Below are 16981 nucleotides of genomic sequence, written 5' to 3' on the forward strand. Positions count from 1 at the left end.
TCCCTTCGAGGCAACCGGGGGCCGGATCAGTGTATTCCCCGCAGTCTTCTCCGCGTAGCGGACTTGCGGATTTCTTCCACCCATAGCACCAAGGAGCCGGTCAGCAGCGCCAAGCCCCACTGGGCAGACGTCAGTGCCGTGGTGTCGAAGAAGCCCTGCAGCAGTTCCAGATGCACCACAAGTACCTGCAGCACGACGACGGCGAACAGCGCCACCCAGATGCTGCGGTTGGTGAAGGTCTGCAGCGAGAAGACCGAACCGGCGTCGGAGCGCACGTTGAGCAGATTGAAGACCTGGAAGAACACGAACGTGGTGAAGGCCAGGGTGCTGGCCAGCAGGGGATCCCCGGCGCTGTCCGGGAACAGCACGGGCGCCAGCACCAGGACGGCGATGGTGCCGGCCGCCATCACCACCCCGAGTCCGAGGATCCGCAGCAGCCGGTTCCGCGTCAGCAGCGGTTCAGCGGCGGGGCGCGGTTTCTGCCGCATGATCCCAGGTTCCGCCGGATCCACCCCGAGCGCCAGCGCGGGCGGGCCGTCCATGATGATGTTCACCCAGAGGATCTGCAGCGCCGTGAACGGTGCCCCGCCGGCGAGGCCAAGGACCCCGGCGGTGAGGAAGATCAGGACGAAACCCCACGCCGTCGTGAGTTGGAATTTCACGAACTTGATGATGTTCGCGTAAATGCCGCGGCCCTCCTGCACGGCCGCGACAATCGTGGCGAAATTGTCGTCCGTGAGGATCATGTTCGCCGCGCCCTTGGAGACATCCGTGCCGGTGATGCCCATGGCGATACCGATGTCCGCCTGTTTCAGGGCGGGGGCATCGTTGACGCCGTCACCGGTCATCGCCACGATGTTGCCTTCGCTCTGCAGTGCCTTGACCACACGGATCTTGTGCTCCGGAGCCACGCGCGCGAGGACACCGAAGCCGGCGGCACGGCCGGTCAGGTCGCCGTCGTCAATCCCGTCCAGTTGTGCTCCGGTGGCAGCCTCGCCTTCGATGCCCAGCTGGCCGGCGATGGCGGAGGCGGTGGCCAGGTGGTCGCCGGTGATCATGTGGACAACAATCCCGGCCTTGCGGGCTGTGGAGATGGCTTCGGCGGCCTCGGTGCGGGGCGGATCGACAATACCGACGACGGCGTACAGCGTCAGCGAGCTGGCCAGACCGCGTAGCTCGTCCGGATCCTCGGGCAGGTCCGCATCCAGCCTGCGGCCGGCGATCATCATCGTGCGCAGGCCCTCGGCCGCCATCGCCTCGGTATCGCTCCGGATGCGCTCGCGGTCATCGCCGGTCAGCGGCTCGATCCCGCGGTCGGTCAGGATCGAATCCGTACGTTCGAGCAACGGGCCGGGAGCGCCCTTGGCGAAGCAGCGGAACCTGGCCGGAACAGAGTCGCCCCGGGTGAAGTCGTGTTCGTGGAACGTCATCATGAACTTGTAATCCGAATCGAACGGCACCTCTGCCACGCGTGGGTGGCGCCGCCGGACTTCTTCGACGTCCATTCCGCCCTTCTCCGCCAGCACCGCAAGCGCGCCTTCAGTGGGATCGCCAACGAGCTTGCCGTCCCTGATCCAGGCATCGTTGCACAATGCCATAGCCAGCAGGGCATCCGGCATGGCCGGGAGCGGTTCGCCGTCGCGGGTGAGGATTTTGCCGTCCGTGGCGTAGCCCTCGCCCGTGATGCGGAAGCTCCGGCCGGCGGTGTTCAGGCGGCGCGCCGTCATCTCGTTCAGCGTCAACGTGCCGGTCTTGTCCGTGGCGATATGGGTGGTGCTGCCCAAGGTTTCCACTGCGGAGAGCTGCTTGATGATGGCTCCACGCTTGGCCAGCCGGGAGGCGCCCATTGCCAGGGTGAAGGCGACGACGGCGGTCAGGCCCTCCGGAATGGTGGCTACGGCCAGCGAGACCGCGGTGATGAGGAGTTCGGACCAGGACTGGCCGCGGAGCAGGCCCAGGAGGAAGACGATGGCCACCACCACCAGGGCGACGATGGTCAGCAGCCGTGCCAGCTGGTCGATCCGGCGCTGCAGCGGGGTCTTGGCCGGGCCGGCGCTTTCCAGCAGGGTGGCGACCGCCCCGATCTGAGTGTTCATGCCGGTGCCGGTGACTACCATGACCGCGCGGCCGCGGCTGATGTCCGTGTTCATGAACAGCATGTTGGCGCGGTCGCCGAGCGGCAGGTCAGAACTCTCCAGCGTGCGGGAAGACTTCTCCACCGGCTGGGATTCACCGGTCAGCGCCGCCTCGGCCACCTGCAAACGGGTGGCTTCCAGCACGCGGCCGTCCGCGGGGACGGTTTCGCCGGCGTCGAGCAGGACGATGTCCCCGGGCACCAGTTCTTCGTTGGGAACTTCCTCCTCGCGGCCATCGCGGCGCACCCGCGAGGTATCCACGGACATCGTCCGCAGCGCGGCCAGCGAGCTCTCGGCCCGGCTTTCCTGGACGTAGTTCAGGACCGTATTGAGCACAATGACAGCGAAAATGACCACGGGCGTTTCCCATTCGCGGGACACGACGGCGCTGACGGCGGCGGCCGCCACCAGGACCAGGATCATCTTGTCCGCCAGCAGTCGCAGGACTTTTTTCCAGATGGGAATCCTGGCACCCTCGGCGAGCAGATTCCGGCCGTGTTTTTGCTGCCCCGCGCGCACCGCCGCCGTCGACAATCCGGCGGCGGGCTCGACGTCGAACGCCGCGGCTGTTTCCGCAGGTGAGACGGTATGCCAAGCGTTTTGAGCGGTACCGGAAACCATGGAAAATCCCCCTCCCGCAGGCGCACCGGAACGGTCGTCCTGCTGGCCCCAGCGTAGCGAGCAAACTGCAGCGCAAAACACAGCTCGACACGCGGCACGACACGCGGAACGATTCATCACGATTTTGCATCGTTGGTAACGGTCCGGTAACGTGGCGGCTTGTGCGGGGAAGTAACCCGCTCAGGGGAGCCGGATCCTAACCGGCAGACTTACTGAAAATCGAATATGCTCGGCGCTGCCCAACACCAAATGCCGTCAACATGGCAGACGTCGGAAATGACCTCGATCTAACGAGTGGTTGACGGCGGCGTGATGAAGTCCGGGGACGGATGGAGCGAAGGTGGCCCTGCGGAGCATCGTGAACTCAAATAAGAACAAGAACTTCAGCCGCGCCCTTCGCGGAGGCCTTGCGGCAGTAGCCCTCACCGGCGCCGGTGTAGCCATGGTCGGAACTCCGGCCAACGCTGCCGACACCGCCACGTGGGACGCCCTGGCCGAATGCGAAAGCGGCGGTGACTGGAGCATCAACACCGGCAACGGCTTCTCGGGCGGACTCCAGTTCACCCCCAGCACTTGGGCAGCATTCGGCGGCAGCGGAAGCCCGCAGGACGCCAGCAAGGCTGAGCAGATTGCCGTAGCCGAGAACGTCCAGGCCACCCAGGGCTGGGGCGCCTGGCCCGCATGCTCGGCCAAGCTGGGCCTGAGTGGCGGCGGCGGAGCACCGGCTCCGGCACCTGCCGAGGCGCCGGTCCAGGAAGCACCTGCCGAGTACAACGTGGCACAGGCCCCCGTTGAGGCTCCGGTCCAGGAAGCTCCCGTCGAGCAGGCACCTGTCCAGCAGGCCCCGGTCGCCGAGGCGCCGGCCGCTCAGGCTCCGGCCCAGGCCCAGGTTGCCGTCAGCGGCGAGACCTACTCTGTGCAGGCGGGCGATACTCTCAACACCATTGCCACCGAGCTTGGCATTGAGGGCGGCTGGCAGGCACTGCACGCAGCCAACGCCGACACCGTCGGCAACCCGAACCTGATCTTCGTTGACCAGGTTCTGCAGCTGCCGGCCAACTAAGGCCCAGCTGACCTAAACCAACTGCGTTTTGCCACGCAGTTACCTAAGAAAGCCCCGCGTTTCCCCCCAACTGCGCGGGGCTTTCTGCTGCCCGGCGGCAGAAGTGGTGTCGGTCTCACTGGCGGCTGTTTTGGAACAGGCCCGCCCGTCCACAGGGTCGAGATGTGATGGGATGGCAGCATGGCAAAAAGTGCGACGGCGGCCCCCAGACTGGATCCGGTCCGGCTGGCAAACCTCGAAGACTTCGATTCTGCGGACCTGCTCAGCGGGGACCACTGCGAGGGGCAGCGCTACACCAGGGTGCAGCTGGACGGGCTGGATCTGACCGGCATCACGTTCCTGGAGTGCGAACTGCTCTCCGTGGCCATGAACGAAGCCCAGCTGCGCGGCGCCCGGTTCACCGACTGCCGGTTCGAGGAGTTGTACGCACCGGTTTTCCGCGCTGCGCGCTCGAGCTGGCGGGACGTTGAACTCACCCGGACCAGGCTCGGGTCCGCGGAAGTCTTCGACTCGGCCCTGCAGTCCGTCCATTTCGACGGCGGCAAGCTCGGCTATATGAATCTGCGCAGCTCCAAGCTCACGGACGTGCTGATCTCCGACTGCATTATCGACGAGCTGGACCTCTCCGGCGCCCGCGGTCTGCGCGTGGCGTTGCAGAACTGCCGCATCGGGACACTGGATGTGACGGATGCAATCCTGAAAGACTTCGACCTGCGCAGCAGCGAATTCAGCATGATCCGCGGCGTGGGCGGTCTTAAGGGAGCAACAGTGGATGACTACCAGCTGAATTTGCTGGCACCGATTCTGGCCGAACAGCTCGGCATCCGCGTGGAAGGTTAGGGGAAGCACCATGTCAGCCGTAGAGAACCGGCCCTGGCTGCAGAACTACCAGCCCGGGGTGCCCGCCGAGATCGAGCTTCCCACCGAGTCCCTGAGCCACATGGCGATGGACTCGGTGGGCAGGTTCCGGAAGAAAACGGCCCTGGACTTCTTCGGCGCCACTACCAGCTACCGTGAGCTGGGCGAGCAGATTGACCGTGCCGCGGAGGGGCTGCGCCGGCTGGGAGTGGGGCCGGGCCACCGGGTTGCACTGATCCTGCCCAACTGCCCCCAGCATGTGGTGGCGTTCTACGCGGTGCTGCGGCTTGGCGCCGTCGTTGTTGAACACAATCCCCTATATACGGAGCGCGAGCTCCGCCATCAGTTCGAGGACCACGGGGCCACGGTGGCCATCGTCTGGAACAACGTGGTGGCCAAGGTCCAGGACTTCCCCGCGGACATTGCCGTCAAGACCATTATTTCGGTGGATCTCACCCGGGCCATGCCGCGCTCCAAGCGCCTGGCCCTGAAGCTTCCGGTGCGCGCGGCCCGCGCCGCGCGCAAGGCGCTGACCACCAAGGTCAGGAACACCGTTCCCTGGGAAAAGCTGCTGCGGGCCAGGCCCCTGCGCAAGTCCCATCCCATGCCGCGGGTCACAGACCTGGCCGCCATCCAGTACACCTCCGGCACCACCGGCCATCCCAAGGGCGCCATGCTCACCCACCTTAACCTGCGCGCCAATGCCGAGCAGGGCCGCGCCTGGATGCACGGCGTGGACGAAGGCAAGGAGGTCATGTATGCGGTGCTGCCGATGTTCCATGCGTTCGGCATGACCCTGCACCTGACGTTCGGCATCCTCACCGGATCGCGCGTGGTGATCTTTCCAAAGTTCGACGTCGACCTGGTGCTGGCTGCTGCGAAGAAGCATCCGCCCACCATCTTCTGTGCCGTGCCGCCCATCTACGAACGGACCGCCATCGAGGCGAAGAAGCGCGGCGTGGACCTGGGCAGCGTGCGGTTCGCCATTTCCGGGGCGATGAACCTGCCGCAGTCCACCGTGGACCTCTGGGAAGGCACCGCCGGCGGCCTGCTGGTGGAGGGCTACGGGATGACCGAGTCCTCCCCGGTGGCGATGGGCAATCCGTTCGGCCCCAACCGCCGGAACGGGACCATCGGAGTCCCGTTCCCCAACACCGAGATGCGGGTGGTGGATCCGGAAAATCCAACGCACGACGTCGACCCCGGCCGGCCGGGGGAGCTGCTGATCCGCGGCCCGCAGGTCTTCCAGGGTTACTGGGGCAAGCCGGAGGAAACCGCCTCAACCCTGCTGGACGGCGGCTGGCTGCGCACGGGCGACATCGTCACCGTGGACGAGCAGCACAACGCCCGGATCGTGGACCGGGTAAAGGACCTGATCATCACCGGCGGCTTCAACGTCTCGCCGACCGAGGTTGAAGACGCGCTTCGCTCGCATCCGGAGGTGGCGGACGCCGCCGTCGTTGGTCTTCCGCGGGCCGAGGGCGGCGAGGACGTCACCGCCGCCGTCGTGCTGCGGCCCGGGGTCACGCTCGATGAGGCCGCCGAAAAGGACATGCGGGACTACTGCCGCGGCAGGCTGGCCGCGTACAAGGTTCCGCGCCGGATTGTGGCCGCGGCGGAACTGCCCAAGTCCATGCTGGGCAAGGTGCTGCGCAAACAGGTCAAGGAGCAGCTAGCGCGGCCGGTGACCGGCGCATAAGCCAAGCGGCCCCAGCGCGTTAATCGTTGACAATATCAATAAAAGACTGTTCCAATGGTCGAGACGTGAAACCGCTACGAAGGAGTTGCAGTGAATCTCGGCATTGGTTCATGGCCTGCCCGCCGCGCCAAGGTCCGCCCGGACGATGTCGCCATTGTCTTCGAAGGGCGGGAGCGGACCTATCGTGAGGTTGATCAGCGCGTTACCCGGTTGGCCAATGCCCTCGCCAGCGCCGGCGTATCCAGGGGTGACCGGGTCGCCTACATGGGGTTTAACCATCCTGCTTTACTGGAAACGTTCTTCGCCGCCGGTCTTATCGGCGCTGTCTGTGTACTGATCAACCCCCGGCTCCGGAAGCCCGAGGTCGATTACATCCTGCGTGACTGCGGCGCTACCGTTGTGGTCTTCGGCGAGGACCAGCGGGGCAATGCCGGGGAACTCGCCGCAGAGCTCGATGTGCTGCAGTGGCTCAGCGTTGACGGCGGCGGTCCGGGAGCCTTATTCGAGGACTTCCTCGCCAGCGGGAGCGAAGAACCCGTCCAGGACGATGTCGATCTTGAGGCCCTCGCCCTGATCATGTACACCTCCGGAACCACCGGCCGTCCCAAGGGGGCGATGCTGACCCATAACAATCTGTTCTACCAGTACGTCAACGCGCTGATCGGCCAGGACCTCCGGCAGGATGAGGTCCATCTTGCCGCCGCCCCGCTGTTCCACATCGCCGGGCTGAACATGATGACCCTGCCCACGTTCACCCTGGGCGGGCGGATTATCATCCACCGGACCTTCAAGGCCGCGGCCGTGCTGACCGAGATGGAACAGTCCCGGGTCACCTCGGCGTTCCTGGTGCCGGCCATGCTCGACGCCCTGAGCAGCGATCCGGCCTTCCCGGAGGCGGACCTCTCCACGGTGCGCGGGTTCATGGTGGGCGGTTCCCCGCTGCCCGAGCGGACCATCCGGACCTGGCAGGACAAGAAGGTCGCCATCATGCAGGGATTCGGGATGACCGAAACCGGCCCCGGTGTCTGCATGCTCGAACCCCGCGACGGCCTTGTTAAGGCCGGCTCGGCGGGCCGGGCCCACTTCTTTACGGAAAATCAGGTGGTGGACCTGGACGGCAGGCCGGTCCCGCCCGGGGTCCCCGGCGAGGTCATCGTCCAGGGTCCCAACGTCATGGCCGGCTACTGGAACAAGCCGGAGGAGACCGCCAGGGCGCTCGACGGCGGCTGGTACCACTCCGGGGACATCGCCGTAGTCGACGAAGACGGCTACATGTACATCAAGGACCGGATCAAGGACATGTACATCTCCGGCGGCGAGAACGTCTATCCCGCCGAGGTGGAGAACGCCCTGCTCAGCGTCCCCGGCGTGCAGGAGGCGGCCGTCATTGGAGTGCCGGACGATAAGTGGGGCGAAACGGGGCGGGCCTTCGTTGTCCTTACGCCCTCTACCCACTTGACCAGCGAAGCGATGCGCGAAGAGCTCAAGCAGCGCCTGGCCACCTACAAGGTGCCCAGGGACATCGTGCTCGTCGACGAGCTGCCCCGCAACGCCACCGGGAAGATCCAGAAGCACGCGCTTCGCGCCAATGCCTGATCCCGGACAGATGCTAGAGCCAGCGGGGCGCCGTCGGGCTTTGCTGTTTGCTGGAGGTGATGCCATTGGTGGAGCGACCGGCGGCGAAGGCGGTGATGTCGGCAAGGGTGCCGGTGATGATTTCGGGATTGTCGGAGTCGAGGTCGCCGTGTTCGGTCACGGTCGAGGCGTCGGAGACTTTGAGGAGCAGGTCTTTGTCTTCGCCGCGGCTTTGCCAGGCTCCGGTGATCTCTTGGAGCAAACGCTTGAGGACGTCGTTGGGGATCTGGTCGAAGGTAGCACCGTTGTTCAAGTCCACGGCGTGGATCCAGATTTCGCGGGTGCGCATCCACACGGTTTCCGAAGCGGGGACCGATCGCCCCTGTGCGGTTTTGACCTGGTTTTTCCAGGCGTCCGGGGGAGTGGCGCGCCAGGCGGCGTCGAGCTGCGTGGCGGAGTCCTGATAGAGGTCCCGCAGTTCCTTGGGAGACAGGGCGCCGCCGTGCTCGATTTCCGCGTTGCGCGCGTCCCAGGATGAATACATGGGTGTTTCGATGCCGGTGTTGGCCCACTTCATCAGGCGGGTGATCGCGCGGGCGTTGTAACCGACGTGTGCGACGACGTGGGCACGGGTCCAGTCCGGCAGCAGCGAGGGCGCCTGGAGTGCGTCGTCGGGCAGTTCGCTGAGTTTGCGGTCGAAGAACTCCGTTCCGCGGCGCACGGTGAGCAGCGCTTCCTGCAGTGCGGGGTCCGTGGCCAAGTCATGACTCGCTGCCATTGGTGCTCCTTGCCGAGAGACGTTCCTCGGTTCCTTCGAAGTTGACGGCGAAGCCATTCGCACGTTGTTAGGGCGCCTCGCCATGGGGGTAGTCGTCGTCTTCGTCCGGGTTGATGGACAGGGCCTGCTCCTGCACGTCGGCTTCATTGGCTTCCCAGGACGCCGGGCGTTCCAGCGGGGTGTCGTCGGTATCCGAGTCGTCCTGCAGGGGCTCGTTTTGCCACTGCACGTCGGCTGCGTCCGCTTCCTTCGGGTCGTGCAAACCGCCATTGTCGGTAGTCATTTTGAACCTCCTGGTTGAGTTGCGTACGGTCCGGCTTCAGCTGATCGGGACGGGCTGTTTCCATGCTATCCGCCGGCGACTGACTGAATGATCAGCAGCTCCTGCCCGGGCGCGATGAGGGTAGCGGGGCCGTCCAGCCCGCGGATGTCTTCTCCGTCCACGTAGAGGTTTACGTACCGGCGGACGGCGCCCAGCTCGTTCCGCACCCGCCGCTCTAACACCGGATACTCTGCGGCGAGCCGGTCCAGCACCTGGGACACGGTGGCCCCGTCCTCCACCGGCACGCGCAGTTCGCGTTGGTCACCGGTCACCTTGGCCAGGAGACTGGGGACGACGACGGTGACCGCCAGGGTGGTCTCCTTCATTGGCTACCGGCCGCCGTCGTTGGTTGTGGCAGCGCGGACGCAGAGTACGTCCGGCAGATGCGAGGCCACTTCGACGAAGATCTCGCCCTCATCGGCGCTCGCGTAGACGGAGCCGCCGCGGGTACCGAAGTAGACGCCGGCCGGATCCGAGCCGTCCACCGCCGCGGCATCACGCAGCACCACGTTGAACTCGTTGTCCGGCAAACCGGTGTGCAGCCGGGTCCAGGAATTGCCGCCATCGCTGGTCCGATGGACGGCGAGCCGGCCGTCCGGCGGAATGCGTTCGCCGTCGGCCTTGATAGGAATGACCCAGGCGGTGCCGGACTTCCGCGGGTGCGTGAGCATGGCGAAGCCGAAGTCCGTGGGCAGGCCGTCCGCGATGGAAACCCAGGTGTCTGCGTTGTCGTCCGAGCGGTAGACGCCGTGGTGGTTCTGCGCGAACAGCGTGGTGGGGACCTCGGGATCCCGCGCGATTTTGTGCACGCACTGGCCGACTTCGGGATTAGGATCCGGCATGAAGTAGGCGCTGATGCCGTGGTTGCGCGCGGTCCAGCTGGTCCCTCCGTCCGTACTCCGGTAAACGCCGCCGGTGCTCATGGCGACATGGACCGTGTTTTCATCCGCCGGACTCGGTAGGACGGAGTGCGCAGCGGCCCCGCCGTAGCCGGCGCCCCACTGGTCCTTGTCAGGGTGCGCCCAGAGGCTGCGGTTGAGCTCGAAGTGCTCGCCGCCGTCGGTGGATTTCCACACCGAGATCGGTTCGCAGCCGGCCCAGACCACGCCGGGGCGGTCCTCGGCGTCCGGATAAAGCTGCCAGATCCGCTCCAGGGCGGCACCGTCCTCTTCGGCGAAGCGGATGGCGCCGTTTTCAGGCTCGGTCCAGGTCCCGCCCAGATCGTCCGAGTGGAAGACGGTGGGTCCCCAGTGCTCGGAGCGGGCACCGACGAGCAGCCGGGTGCGTCCGCCGCGCTGGTCGATCCCGATGCTCGGGATCTCATTCATCAAGAAGTGTGGTTCGGACAGCGACCAGTTGACCCGGTCTGTGCTGGTAGCCAGCCACAGGCCTTTTTTCGTACCGATCGCGAGAACTGTTGTACCGGCTGTAGCCATGGTCACTATTCGACCACCGCACGCGTAACGCCGCAATGGTTTTGCGGTGAACGGTTGGCCGGCAGGGCAGAATAGGGGCGGGCACTCGAGGGAACCAGGAGAAATGAGCGAACCAGCAGCAGAACAACACAGCTCGCGGCTGTGGTTGTGGGTCCTGATCGGCGCGGCCGTGCTGACGCAGACGGCGCTGAACCTGGCCCGGCCGGTGATCTCCTATAAGCTGCTGGCGCTCGGCGGGGACGCCGCGGTGATCGGTGTGATCACCGCCGTCTATGCCATCCTGCCCGTGGTCGCCGCACTCTGGCTGGGCAGGGTGAGCGACCGGGTGCAGTCGCTGCGCGGCATGGTGGTGCTCGGGGCCGTCGTGCTCTCCGTGGCAGCGCTGCTGCTGGCGGCGGCAGGAGACTTCCTCTGGATCGGCGTGGCCAGCGCGCTGCTGGGCATGGGCCACCTGGTCTTCACCATCGCGGGCCAATCGGCCATTGCGCGGTATGCCCCGCTGAGCCAGCTGGACAGTGGGTTCGGCTGGTTCACCGCGGCCTTTTCCCTGGGCCAGCTGATTGGGCCGCTGTTGGCGGGCCTGCTGTTGGGCAGCGGGCTGGAAACTACCGGGGATGCCCGGATGGCCTCAGTAAATACCGCACTGCTGCTGGCGGCCGGGATCGCGTTGGCAGGTGCGCCGGCCATGCTGGTCAGATCGCGCAGCAGTGGCCGGGCGGGACAACCAGCGCGGCCAACGGCGCTCCCGAAGGAAGGCGCACTGGTCATCCTGCGCACTCCCGGTGTCGCCTGGAACATGGCTGCTTCGCTGGCGCTGCTCTCCGCCATCGACATTCTGGTGGCCTTCCTGCCACTGGTGGCGGAGGAGCACGGCGTAGCGCCGGTATGGGTGGGCATCCTGCTGGCCGTGCGGGCCGGCGCCTCTATCATTTCCCGTGTCATTCTGGCCCAGCTCATCCAGAAGTGGACCCGCTACCAGTTGCTGATCGCCAGCCTGCTGGGCTCCGGCGCTGCCATCGCCGTCGCGCCGTTCTTCCTCGACGCCCTCTGGGTAGCGGGAACGGCCCTGTTTGTCGGTGGCTTCCTGCTGGGGCTCGGCCAGCCGCTGACCATGAGCCTGATTACCCAGGCGGTTTCCTCGCAGTCCCGCGGCGCTGCGCTCGCCATCAGGCTGCTCGGGAACCGTATCGGCCAAGTGGTCATCCCGCTGACGGGTGGCCTGGTCGCCGCCCCGCTGGGACCCGCAGCTGCCATCTGGCTGGTCTGCGGGCTGCTGGGGCTGGCGGCCGTCGCCAAATCGACGAGCAAGGGCTGAACCGGCTCTATTCCCGCCGGGCCGCCAGCTGCTCCCCGGCGTCGGCAATGTCCCCTACCCGGTGGACGCGCAGGGAGTTAGTGGACCCGGCCTGGCCCGGGGGCGAGCCGGCGGCAATCACTACCAGGTCATCGATGTCGGCCAGGTTCTGCTCGTAGAGCACCCGGTCCACCTGGGCCGTCATATGGTCGGTATGTTCGGCGAAGTCGACCAGCCGCGGCTGGATGCCCCACATCAGCGCCATCACGTTTAAGGTCGACTGCACCGGGGTGAAGGCAAACAGGGGTTTGTTCGGACGGAGCCGGGAGAGGCGGCGGGCCGAATCGCCGGACTGGGTGAAAACGCAGATGCATCTGGCGTCGAGCTGGTCCGCGATCTCCACGGCCGCACGGGTGATGGCGCCGCCGCGGGTTTTCGGTTTGCTGCCCAGCGGCGGAACGCGCTCCAGCCCGTGCTGTTCGGTAGATTCGATGATGCGCGCCATCGTCTCCACGGTCTCCACCGGGTACTTTCCCACGCTGGTCTCGCCGGAGAGCATTACCGCGTCCGCGCCGTCGAGCACGGCATTCGCGCAGTCGGACGCCTCGGCGCGGGTGGGCCGGGGATTTTCGATCATGGATTCCAGCACTTGCGTCGCCACAATCACCGGTTTCGCCGAACGGCGGGCCATCTCGATGGCGTTCTTCTGCACCACGGGCACGTCTTCGAGCGGCAACTCGACGCCCAGGTCCCCGCGGGCCACCATGATCGCGTCGAAGGCGGCGACGATTTCGGCCAGCGCCGCCACGGCCTGCGGCTTCTCGATCTTCGCGATCACGGGGGTGCGGCGACCCTCTTCGGCCATGATCTCGTGCACGCGCCGGATGTCCGCGGCATTGCGTACAAAGGACAGGGCAACCATGTCGACGCCGGTGCGCAGCGCCCAGCGCAGGTCGGCCTCGTCCTTGTCGCTGAGGGCCGGGACGTTCACCGCGACTCCCGGGAGGTTGATGCCCTTGTTGTTGGAGACGGCGCCGGGCACCGTGACCTCCGTGACCACGCGGGTGTCTTCCACCGCGACGGCGCGCAGGGCAACCTTGCCGTCGTCGATCAGCAACGTTTCGCCCACGGTGACATCCTGCGGCAGGCCCTTGTGCGTCGTCGAGCAGATCTCCGCGGTGCCGGCCACGTCCTCGGTGGTGATCGTGAACGTGTCTCCGACGCGGAGTTCGTGCGGGCCGGCGGCGAACCTGCCCAGCCGGATCTTCGGCCCCTGCAGGTCGGCGAAGATCGCGATCGGCTGATCCAGCTCCGCCGCGGCCTTGCGGATATTGTTGTACGTCTCCTCGTGCACTGCGTGTTCGCCGTGGCTCATATTCAAACGTGCGACGTCGACTCCCGCCCTCAGGAGCTGCACAGTACTTTCGTAGGTGGCAACGGCAGGGCCGAACGTGGCAATGATTTTTGCCTGTCTCATGATGTCTCCTCTAGCCCCGGCCGATGTACGGCATTCCGGAAGCGGTAATGGTGAGCTGGTTGATGTTCGCCTGGGCCGGCAGCGTGGCCATGAGCACCACCGCGCGGGCGGCTTCTTCGACGTCGAACGTCGGCTCGACGCGTCTGCTCCCGTCCGGTTGCAGGGCCCCGTCGCTGATGCCGGCGCCGTGCAGGAGGCCGGTGGAGGTGTTGCCGATATCGATCTGGCCGCAGCTGATGCCGTGCGGCCGGCCGTCTAGTTCGATGGACTTCGTCAACCCGGTCAAGGCGTGCTTGGTCGCCGCGTAAGCCACCGAACGTGGCCGCGGCGTGTGTGCGGAAATAGAACCATTGTTGATGATTCTGCCACCCTGGGGCCGCTGGGCCTTCATCTGTCGGAATGCCGCCGCGGCACACAGCATGGCACCGGTAAGGTTCACCGCTACCGTGTCGTTCCAGTCCGCCAGGCTGATCTCGTCTATACCGGCCGATGGGCCAAAGGTGCCCGCATTGTTGAAGAGCAGGTCGAGGCGGCCCCAGCGTTCACGCACGGTATTGAACAGCCGGCCGACCGCTTCCGGATCCGTGATGTCCGTCGGAACCACCAGCGCCGCCGGGTTGTCCTCGGCGGTCTCCGCGAGCAGTTCCGGACGCCGTCCGGCCAGTGCAACGGAAAAGCCGGCCGCGAGCAGTTGGCGCGCCACCGCGCGGCCAATGCCGGATCCGGCGCCGGTAACGACGGCGGTGCTCACCTGGGGCGCCGAAGCTTGGGATGTCATCTGCTCTCCTTACAGGGCGTGTTCGTCATAACGTTGACAGGGAACGCACCTACATCGTTCACTGTATCTTACATAACGGAATAAACATTCCGTCTTGTGGAAATAAAAATGAGACGGCAGGAGAACTCTGTCCTCAATGGAGAGGTAGCACATGACTGTTATTGATGAGACGCCGGCTATCCTGAGCGCGCTCGCCGACCAGTTCCCGGACCGCGATCCGGAAGAGACCGCGGAATGGTCCGAGTCGCTGGACCAGTTGATCAGCACCCAGGGCACCGAGCGCGCACAGTTCATCATGCGCTCGCTCCTGCAGCGGGCCGGGGCCCAGAGTGTCGGCGTGCCCATGGTGACCACCACGGACTACGTCAACACCATCCCCGCGGACCAGGAGCCGCACTACCCGGGCAATGAGGAAATCGAGCGGAAGTACCGGGCCTGGATGCGCTGGAATGCCGCCGTCATGGTCCACCGCGCACAGCGTCCGGAAATAGGCGTCGGCGGGCATATCTCCACCTATGCCGGCGCGGCCACGCTCTACGAGGTTGGCTTCAACCACTTCTTCCGCGGCAAGGACCACCCTGGCGGCGGCGACCAGGTCTTCTTCCAAGGACATGCCTCGCCCGGCATGTATGCGCGTGCCTTCATGGAAGGCCGCCTTACCGAGGAGGATCTGGACGGTTTCCGGCAGGAGAAGTCCAGGGCCGGCCATGCGCTCTCCTCTTATCCGCATCCGCGGCTGATGCCGCACTTCTGGGAATTCCCTACGGTGTCGATGGGCATCGGGCCGATGAACGCCATCTATCAGGCGCAGTCGAACCGCTACCTGCAGAACCGCGGCATCAAGGACACCTCGGACCAGCACGTCTGGGCCTTCCTGGGCGACGGCGAAATGGACGAACCGGAAAGCCGCGGCCTGCTGCAGCTCGCCGCCAACGAAAAGCTGGACAACCTCACGTTTGTGGTCAACTGCAACCTGCAGCGCCTGGACGGGCCGGTGCGTGGCAACGGCAAGATCATGCAGGAACTCGAGGCCTTCTTCCGCGGTGCGGGTTGGAACGTGGTCAAGGTGGTCTGGGGCCGCGAATGGGACGACCTGCTGGCCAAGGACACCGACGGCGCGCTCGTGGACATCATGAACGAGACACCCGACGGCGACTACCAGACGTACAAGGCCGAGTCCGGCGGTTTTGTCCGCGACCAGTTCTTCGGCAAGACCCCGCAGACCAAGGCCATGGTCGCGGACCTAAGCGACGCCGAGATCTGGAACCTCAAGCGCGGCGGCCACGATTACCATAAGGTCTACGCCGCCTATAAGGCTGCCACCGAGTTCAAGGGCAAACCCACGGTGGTCCTGGTCAAGACGGTCAAGGGCTACGGGCTCGGCTCGCACTTCGAGGGCCGCAATGCGACCCACCAGATGAAGAAGCTGACCTTGCAAAACCTGAAGGACTTCCGCGATTACCTGCGGATCCCGATCAGCGACGAGCAACTCGAGGCGGATCCCTACCGCCCGCCGTACTTCCACCCGGGCGCGGACGCACCGGAGATCCGGTACCTAATGGACCGCCGGGCTGCCTTGGGCGGTTCCGTGCCGGAGCGCCGCAGCAAGCACGCGGAGATCAAGCTCCCCGAGGCGAAGGCCTACGAGGTTGCCAAACGCGGCTCCGGCAAGCAGCAGGCAGCCACCACCATGGCGTTCGTCCGGCTGCTCAAGGACCTGATGCGGGACAAGGAATTCGGCAACCGCGTGGTTCCGGTTGTCCCGGATGAGTCGCGGACCTTCGGTATGGACGCATTCTTCCCGACGGCGAAGATCTACAACCCCGGCGGCCAGAACTACCTCTCCGTGGACCGCGATCTTGTCCTGGCCTACAAGGAGTCCCCGGCCGGGCAGCTGATCCACCCGGGCATCAACGAGGCCGGCGCAGTCGCGGCCTTCACCGCCGCCGGTACCGCCTATGCCACCCACGGCGAACCGCTGGTGCCGATCTACGTCTTCTACTCGATGTTCGGTTTCCAGCGCACGGGCGATGCCTTCTGGGCCGCCGCCGACCAGATGACGCGCGGCTTCATCATCGGCGCCACGGCAGGGCGGACGACGCTGACGGGGGAGGGGCTGCAGCACGCCGACGGCCATTCGCCGGTGCTCGCGGCGACCAATCCCGCCGTCGTTACCTATGACCCGGCCTTCGGCTACGAGATCGGCCACATCATGCGGGCCGGGCTGGAGCGCATGTACGGCGGCAACCACCCCGATCCGAACGTCATGTATTACCTCACGGTGTACAACGAGCCGATCGTCCAGCCGGCCGAGCCGGAAGGTCTGGACATCGACGGCGTCCTCGGCGGCATCTACAAGCTGAAGGCCGCGGAGGCCCAGGGGCCGAAGACCCAGCTGCTGGCATCCGGCGTCGCGGTTCCGTGGGCACTGGAAGCCCAGACCATCCTGGCTGAGGACTGGGGTGTCAGCGCCGATGTTTGGTCCGTAACCAGCTGGAACGAACTGCGCCGGGACGGACTGGCTGCCGAGAGGGAGATGTTCCTGAATCCGGGCTCGGTAGCGCGCAAGCCGTTTGTCGCGCAACAGCTCGAAGGTGCCGAAGGGCCGGTCGTTGCGGTCTCCGACTACATGTCGCAGGTGCCTGACCAGATCCGCCAGTACGTGCCGAACGACTTCGCCACCCTTGGTGCTGACGGCTTCGGGTTCTCGGATACGCGGGCCGCGGCACGCCGTTTCTTCAGCATCGACGCCCACTCCGTGGTGGTCCGCGCCCTGCAGCTGCTCGCTGCGCAGGGCAAGGTGCCCGCCGACGCTCCGGCTGAGGCCTTCCGCCGGTATCGGCTGGACGACGTCAACGCCGGGACTTCGGGCAGCGCCGGAGGCGACGCCTAAGAGTGTGAAGGGCGGTTAAAAGAGTGAGGGCGGATCCCGTGGGATCCGCCCT

The 16981-nt window shown here is 65.9% G+C and carries 13 protein-coding genes; 6 read left to right on the forward strand and 7 right to left on the reverse strand.

Translation table 11 applies throughout. The features are described from left to right. Positions 1-26: 26 nt before the first annotated feature. The gene (locus HGO92_RS13090; protein ID WP_169995477.1) at positions 27-2756 is read right to left on the reverse strand and encodes a cation-translocating P-type ATPase; all 2730 of its coding nucleotides are present in this window, start codon (positions 2754-2756) and stop codon (positions 27-29) included. Between the two features lie 358 nt (positions 2757-3114). Between HGO92_RS13090 and HGO92_RS13095 the strand changes: the two genes are divergently transcribed. From HGO92_RS13095 to HGO92_RS13110, 4 genes are all read left to right on the forward strand, one after another. After that, positions 3115-3819 (forward strand): transglycosylase family protein, encoded by a 705-nt coding sequence (locus HGO92_RS13095; protein ID WP_440915777.1) that lies wholly within the window; start codon positions 3115-3117, stop codon positions 3817-3819. A 180-nt stretch (positions 3820-3999) separates the two neighbouring features. Then, entirely contained in the window at positions 4000-4659 is a 660-nt protein-coding gene (locus HGO92_RS13100) for a pentapeptide repeat-containing protein (RefSeq protein WP_169995479.1), read from the forward strand. Positions 4660-4669: 10 nt separating this feature from the next. Then, the gene (locus tag HGO92_RS13105) at positions 4670-6376 is read left to right on the forward strand and encodes a long-chain-fatty-acid--CoA ligase (RefSeq protein ID WP_169995481.1); all 1707 of its coding nucleotides are present in this window, start codon (positions 4670-4672) and stop codon (positions 6374-6376) included. A 90-nt stretch (positions 6377-6466) separates the two neighbouring features. Beyond that, entirely contained in the window at positions 6467-7972 is a 1506-nt protein-coding gene (locus HGO92_RS13110; RefSeq protein WP_169995483.1) for a long-chain-fatty-acid--CoA ligase, read from the forward strand. A gap of 13 nt (positions 7973-7985) precedes the next feature. Here the strand turns inward: HGO92_RS13110 and HGO92_RS13115 are convergent, their stop codons facing one another. The 4 genes from HGO92_RS13115 to HGO92_RS13130 all read right to left on the reverse strand — a co-directional run bounded on the left by HGO92_RS13115 (position 7986) and on the right by HGO92_RS13130 (position 10496). Next, positions 7986-8729 carry a maleylpyruvate isomerase family mycothiol-dependent enzyme gene (locus tag HGO92_RS13115; RefSeq protein WP_169995485.1) on the reverse strand — a complete coding sequence of 248 codons (744 nt, stop codon included), beginning with the start codon at positions 8727-8729 and terminating at the stop codon, positions 7986-7988. Positions 8730-8796: 67 nt separating this feature from the next. Next, positions 8797-9012 carry an Rv3202a family protein gene (locus tag HGO92_RS13120; protein ID WP_169995487.1) on the reverse strand — a complete coding sequence of 72 codons (216 nt, stop codon included), beginning with the start codon at positions 9010-9012 and terminating at the stop codon, positions 8797-8799. Positions 9013-9077: 65 nt separating this feature from the next. Beyond that, positions 9078-9377 carry a MoaD/ThiS family protein gene (locus tag HGO92_RS13125; RefSeq protein ID WP_169995489.1) on the reverse strand — a complete coding sequence of 100 codons (300 nt, stop codon included), beginning with the start codon at positions 9375-9377 and terminating at the stop codon, positions 9078-9080. A 3-nt stretch (positions 9378-9380) separates the two neighbouring features. After that, positions 9381-10496 carry a WD40/YVTN/BNR-like repeat-containing protein gene (locus HGO92_RS13130; protein WP_346768956.1) on the reverse strand — a complete coding sequence of 372 codons (1116 nt, stop codon included), beginning with the start codon at positions 10494-10496 and terminating at the stop codon, positions 9381-9383. 94 nt (positions 10497-10590) lie between these two features. Between HGO92_RS13130 and HGO92_RS13135 the strand changes: the two genes are divergently transcribed. Beyond that, positions 10591-11802 carry an MFS transporter gene (locus HGO92_RS13135; RefSeq protein ID WP_169995493.1) on the forward strand — a complete coding sequence of 404 codons (1212 nt, stop codon included), beginning with the start codon at positions 10591-10593 and terminating at the stop codon, positions 11800-11802. Positions 11803-11809: 7 nt separating this feature from the next. Here the strand turns inward: HGO92_RS13135 and pyk are convergent, their stop codons facing one another. Then, positions 11810-13258: a pyruvate kinase gene (pyk, locus tag HGO92_RS13140; protein ID WP_169995495.1), complete on the reverse strand. Its 1449-nt coding sequence runs from the start codon at positions 13256-13258 to the stop codon at positions 11810-11812. Positions 13259-13268: 10 nt separating this feature from the next. Beyond that, positions 13269-14036, reverse strand: a complete 768-nt coding sequence (locus HGO92_RS13145; protein WP_169995497.1) for an SDR family oxidoreductase — start codon at positions 14034-14036, stop codon at positions 13269-13271. A gap of 151 nt (positions 14037-14187) precedes the next feature. Here HGO92_RS13145 and aceE point away from each other — a divergent pair, with 151 nt between their 5' ends. Next, the gene (aceE, locus tag HGO92_RS13150) at positions 14188-16929 is read left to right on the forward strand and encodes a pyruvate dehydrogenase (acetyl-transferring), homodimeric type (RefSeq protein ID WP_169995499.1); all 2742 of its coding nucleotides are present in this window, start codon (positions 14188-14190) and stop codon (positions 16927-16929) included. Positions 16930-16981: the final 52 nt, after the last annotated feature.

Source organism: Crystallibacter degradans (genome assembly GCF_012952295.1).
Classification (GTDB): domain Bacteria; phylum Actinomycetota; class Actinomycetes; order Actinomycetales; family Micrococcaceae; genus Crystallibacter; species Crystallibacter degradans.